Source organism: Pseudoalteromonas sp. Isolate6 (assembly GCF_022398435.1).
Lineage (GTDB): Bacteria > Pseudomonadota > Gammaproteobacteria > Enterobacterales > Alteromonadaceae > Pseudoalteromonas > Pseudoalteromonas galatheae.
This window is the reverse complement of the sequence record NZ_JAKEVK010000268.1, coordinates 1-5,338: the sequence shown is the minus strand read 5'-3', so window position 1 is coordinate 5,338 and position 5,338 is coordinate 1. Positions and strand designations below refer to the sequence as shown.

4 protein-coding genes are annotated in these 5,338 nt (G+C 42.4%); 3 read left to right on the top strand and 1 reads right to left on the bottom strand.

The window, feature by feature from the left end:
• Positions 1 to 54: 54 nt before the first annotated feature.
• The 3 genes from L1D50_RS21355 to L1D50_RS21345 all read left to right on the top strand — a co-directional run bounded on the left by L1D50_RS21355 (position 55) and on the right by L1D50_RS21345 (position 5,058).
• Positions 55 to 1,260: a lanthionine synthetase C family protein gene (locus L1D50_RS21355; RefSeq protein WP_128727209.1), complete on the top strand. Its 1,206-nt coding sequence runs from the start codon at positions 55 to 57 to the stop codon at positions 1,258 to 1,260.
• 8 nt (positions 1,261 to 1,268) lie between these two features.
• Positions 1,269 to 4,397, top strand: coding sequence for a lantibiotic dehydratase (locus L1D50_RS21350; RefSeq protein ID WP_128727210.1), 3,129 nt, complete (start codon positions 1,269 to 1,271; stop codon positions 4,395 to 4,397).
• 145 nt (positions 4,398 to 4,542) lie between these two features.
• Positions 4,543 to 5,058: a hypothetical protein gene (locus tag L1D50_RS21345; RefSeq protein WP_128727211.1), complete on the top strand. Its 516-nt coding sequence runs from the start codon at positions 4,543 to 4,545 to the stop codon at positions 5,056 to 5,058.
• Between the two features lie 49 nt (positions 5,059 to 5,107).
• On the opposite strand, the gene L1D50_RS21340 is transcribed toward L1D50_RS21345, so the two are convergent.
• Positions 5,108 to 5,281: a hypothetical protein gene (locus tag L1D50_RS21340; RefSeq protein WP_162847788.1), complete on the bottom strand. Its 174-nt coding sequence runs from the start codon at positions 5,279 to 5,281 to the stop codon at positions 5,108 to 5,110.
• Positions 5,282 to 5,338: the final 57 nt, after the last annotated feature.

Here is a 5,338-nt window from a genome sequence, read left to right as displayed (position 1 = left end):
CTTAGCTACAGCGAAGACAAAAATTAAGACGATAGAGTTTTAACAAGGAAAAGTATGCTTAGCTCACTAAATATAGAAAAAAAACAACAAATACAGTCGATAGTCTCAAGCTTGGTTAAGCGAGTTGAATCAGATCTCGATGCGGTTATAACTAATGGTTTACTCAGTGGTTTAGCTGGACATTTATTATTTTTATATCGCGCTTCAAATTACGATGATAGCTGGGTTGACGAAGAAAAATTTCATCAAGCATTAGAAAAATTACAAAACGAGCTAGCGGAGCAAACACCTGAATTAAGCTCCGGGCTGGCGGGTCAAGCTTGGGTGTTGGAGTATTTAAACCAATACAATGATGAAGACTACGACCCTGAATTATTAGATGAAATAGATAGCTTTTTTACCTCTGCACTCGACTTTTCTCCGTGGACTGGAGAGATAGAAATGGTGCTGGGACTTGCAGGCTATTCACCCTATATTGCTCGCCGAGCTAGAAAAACCAAGCAAAGCACGCTATTTAATAGGCTTGTAACTGGATATGAGTCAGTTGCTATTACGATTGATGAAAAACAAATAGCTTGGTCTCAGCCAAAACAGTCGGTTTATCGTTTTGATAAAGAAAACCTTGAACAACATGAGTTTAATCTTGGATTGGCACATGGTGTACCTGGTATTATTGCGGCATTGATCCCTGCACTTTACGATGATGAAGTAAAAGAGCGGGCGCAAAAGCTCGTGGTTTCTGGTTGTGATTGGCTGCTTGAACAACAGAGTCATGCAACTGATAAAAAGGCTTGCTTTGGATCTTGCGCTGGAGATGATTCTCACTCCCGACTGGGTTGGTGTTATGGCGACCTTACAATCGCATTAACACTTGCCAGGGTAGGGCACGCGCTAGATAAACCAAGTTACGTCGACCGAGCATTAGAAATAGCCCTTTTCAACGTTGATAGAGATGAGCATCAAGGACATATTAATGACGCGGGGCTGTGTCACGGCTTCTTCGGGCTCGTCACTATTTATCAGCTACTAAATCAGGTTATGCCACACCCTAAACTTGAGCAAGCTGCGTTACGCTGGCTTGATTACGGTTTGCAGAAATACCAACAAAGTGGCATCGCTGCTCTGTACTCTTACAATGGTCTTGATAAAGCCCACCAAGAAGACTTTAGTTTCTTGATGGGCTTCGCTGGTATTGGTCTTGCGCTAATTGGTGTGCTAGATGATGACCTCGATTGGACCGACTGCTTATTGATGAGTTAAGGAATACTATGTCAGCAAAAATAATAACAGACTCTTTTTTTGTTTTAAGAGCGCCAAAGCTGCCAGTTGAAACTCTGTTCAACCAGCAAGATACGAATGTCATGCTGAGTACATGGCTTGCAACACCGGGTGTTATTGAAGCGCTTTATGTCGCTAGCCCGTCTTTACTCGAACGCTTGGATCAGTGGCGTGAAAAACCCCATTCTAAGCAAGGAAAAAAAGTCGCGTTGGCACTACTACGATATCTCATTCGAATGTCTTCTCGCGCTACGCCATTTGGTTTGTTCTCTGGCATTCATATGGGGAAAATAGGAGCTGATACTCGACTTGTGAGCGAGAGTGCAGAGCATGATTCCCGTAAAACACGCTTAGATATGTTTTTATTATCGGCGATCCGCTCACATCTTGCTGAAACTGAAGCGAAGTCAGATAAACTGACATATATGCCAAATCCATCCCACTACTTTATTGCAGATCAATGTCGCTATATTGAAACTTATCTCTCGGATGACACCATGCAATATCGTCTTAGCGCCGTGGATAGCGATGAGTATTTCACGACGATGCTGAACTTAGCAAAGCAAGGGCTGAGTCATTCTCAATTAATAGAGCAGTTCTGTAAGCATTACAGTGAAGCTGAGTATGATGAGGTGAGTGGATATCTGGAAGAATTGATCAATGAGGGCATTTTGGTCCCCGATATTCCTTTACCACTGACGGGAGAGAGTCCTGATGTGGCGTTAATTAAGTCGCTGAAGACATTTGCACCACCAGAGATTTCGGCGAAGTTGGAGCGGGCGGTTAATGATCTTGCTGTGATGGATAAAGCAGGAAGTGCCACACCTGAGCAATATCAAAGTATTTTTACTCATCTGTCTGAGCTTCCGGTTAAAGTGCAGGAAAACAAACTCTTTCAATCAGATACTTACCGCGCTTTTTCTGCCTGTGAGCTTTCGCAACAGGAACTCTTAAGAGTCAACAAACAACTGCAAATCGTGGCGAGCTTAAGCCAGCGAAGCAAGCATAATCCATTGGAAAGCTTCATTAACAAATTTAATACCCGGTTTGAAGGTCAGTTTGTACCACTAGATATGATCTTGGATGATGAATCTGGGATTAGTGTTTCCACCGAAACGGGTTATGACGCCCCCTTAGTTGGTGGGTTGCAATTAGGTAATGCTGGTGGAGGACAAACAAATACACCTGAATATAGCGAGCTTGATTACATTATAGATCAAGCGGTTTCTCTCCCGAGTAACTTGGGTAAAAGCAGTATAGTACTTAAGAGTAATGAGCTTAAACAGAGAATTAAAAGTAAGGTCGAGCTTAATTTTCCGCGCTCGATGGCTGTGATGCTGAGTTTATTTGAGGATGATAAAGCTAATCCAATCATGAAGTTTAATGGTTGTTATGGACCATCTGCGGCGAACTTGTTGGGGCGTTTTTGTCATCTAGATGACGCTTTAAAAGATTCGGTGATTCAACATTTAGAGCAAGAGCATAATCATAGTGAGCATGTTATTTTTGCTGAGATCGTGCATATGCCTGAAGGACGGCCGGGAAATGTCATTGCGAGACCTCATTTACGTCAGTATGAAATTGTATTTATGGCTGACAGCGCACTAGATCCTGAGTACCAGATCCCGCTCAGCGATCTCTACGTGTGGGTGGAGAATAGACAAGTAAAACTCTGGAGCAAGCGTTTGGATAAACGCGTTATTCCACGCCTATCTAGTGCACACAATTTTTCAGCAAGGAGTTTGAGCGCCTATAAGTTCCTTTGTATGTTGCAGCACCAAGAAGTTGAAACGCCAAGGTTTTCATTGCCTGCCAGTCTGAATAACGCGGCCTATGTACCCCGTATTATGCTGGATAATCTCATCTTAAATGAGAGGACTTGGCGTGTAGAGCGCAAAGAACTGGAAGCCTTGCTGGTTAATCAAAGTGTAGATCAGGATAAATTGAGCCAGCTTAAAGAAAAATACTTGTTGGACGAGTGGGTAAGTTTTGCGGCGGGAGATAATATTCTCACGCTGAATTTAAGCCAAAGTGCGATGTTAGAAATTCTACTGATGGAAACTAAAGGCCGAAATACCGTCGAACTTACTGAAGTACTGACATCTCAACTTACTTCACGAGTAACCGATCAACAGGGCATGCACTATGCCAATGAAATCATTGTGCCTCTACTTAATGAAAGCGCTGCGCCGCTGAGTCATTTTAATGAAAAACCATTAGAGAATATTACCGCGCAACCGATAGCGAGGCGTTTTAGTGCGGGCTCTGAGTGGCTAAGCTTAAAAATATACTCAGGTAACACTATCGTAGAACAGCTGCTCTACGAACAACTACTGCCGTTAATTGAACAAAACAGCACTTTATACGATAAATGGTTTTTTATTCGCTATGGTGATCCTGATTGGCACTTACGCTTGCGTTTCCATGGAGAACCACAGGTGCTTTGTGGTGAGTTACTGCCAAAACTCAATCAATTACTAGCCCCAATGATAGAAAGCACTCAATTACATAAAGTTGAACTCATGACTTATGAGCGAGAAGTCGAACGTTATGGCGGTCCAAAGTCAATGACGTTGGTAGAAAGCTTGTTTATGTTTGACAGTGTACTTATCGCTAAAAGCTGTCAGCTGGTAGAAGAGTTTGGCGAAGATATTCGTTGGCGCGTTGCATTGGCTTGTACTGATAGACTGTTAACGCTGTTTAGTTATGATGCTGAACAAAAGCTCGAGTTGATTTCTTCATTGCGCGCCGGATTTGGTAAAGAATTTAATGAAAGTAGTGTGTTGAGAAAGCAGTTGGGTAATCGCTATCGTGATCACCAAGCACAACTTGATGATGACTTTGCAAAGCTCAACGTGTCGAGTGTGACCCAGTGTGACGAAGCTCAACAGGCTATTTTAGCCTTGCTAGAAACGTGGCAGAAACAGGCTGAGCCAGTGGTGAAAGACATTTTGAGCTTAGATCATGAGGGTGCATTAAATTTGAGCATACAATCCCTGCTTAGCTCGCTTCTGCACATGCATAATAACCGCATGTTTAAAGCTTATGGCCGAGAACAAGAGCTTGTTATTCATGATATGTTGAGACGAAAGTACTTTTCGGAGTCTAAAGTTTCTTAAAGGACGACCCTGTAACAGGTTGGCGCACTGCACTAGCCAACCTGTTTATTTTTAGTAAATGGCTTCCTTTGTATAATCAATTACGCAAATACCCTCATCATCACTTATACTTTGTGCGCGTCAGTTGACAGGAACTCACAGTATAATGAACAAACTTATCCTTACCACTTTGCTTATTGTTAACACTTATGCTTGGGCTAATCAGCCCTTAAACGAAGAGCTTGAGGTCTTTTCGCCTTATCTTGGCACTTGGGAGTCTCGTTTTGAAGTGCCTAAAGGGCAGCCAGCAATGCGAGATGTTAGTCATTGGGAGCGTGCTCTAAACGGTACCGCTATTCGTACGTTACACTCAATCAATGACGGGGTGTATGGAGGGGAGTCATTAATTTTCTGGGATAAAAGTAAAGAGAGTTTAGTTTTTTACTATTTTACGACTGCAGGGTTTTACACCCAAGGTACGATGAAAGCCCAGAGCCAAAGTGAGTTTGTGGCTTACGAAGAGGTCGTCAATAACAAAGATGGCATTACAAAGGTGAAATCAACCAGTAAGTTTGAGGATGGTCAATTTACGGTGTCGACGCAATACTTTAAAAACGGTGAGTGGACTCAACCAGAGTCGCGCATTTATACGAAAAGCGACAAAAAAGTTAAATTTAAGTAAGCCTTAAAGTGCCTCCAATGAGGCACTGAACCGTGTTATTTACTCTCGATTAGTAAACATCAGGGCAAGTATGACGACCACATGTATTGGCAACACAATGCGTCAGTCTGTCTTGGCTGAATCGAAAACCACCACCTGCAACCTGTGGGGTCATTACTGCTGGTACAGTTTGTTTATCAGCTGATAGGGCTTTGATTTTCTTTTTATTTAACGATAATTTCATTTCAGTATTCCTTCTAAATCATAGGCTCATTTTGAGCTCATTATATTGTGTTTATGT

What these genes read in the sequence shown, in the direction of transcription:
- L1D50_RS21355 (WP_128727209.1), top strand. Translation starts at nt 55, where the DNA reads ATGCTTAGCTCACTAAATATAGAAAAAAAACAACAAATACAGTCGATA.
- L1D50_RS21350 (WP_128727210.1), top strand. Translation starts at nt 1,269, where the DNA reads ATGTCAGCAAAAATAATAACAGACTCTTTTTTTGTTTTAAGAGCGCCA.
- L1D50_RS21345 (WP_128727211.1), top strand. Translation starts at nt 4,543, where the DNA reads ATGAACAAACTTATCCTTACCACTTTGCTTATTGTTAACACTTATGCT.
- L1D50_RS21340 (WP_162847788.1), bottom strand. Translation starts at nt 5,281, where the DNA reads ATGAAATTATCGTTAAATAAAAAGAAAATCAAAGCCCTATCAGCTGAT.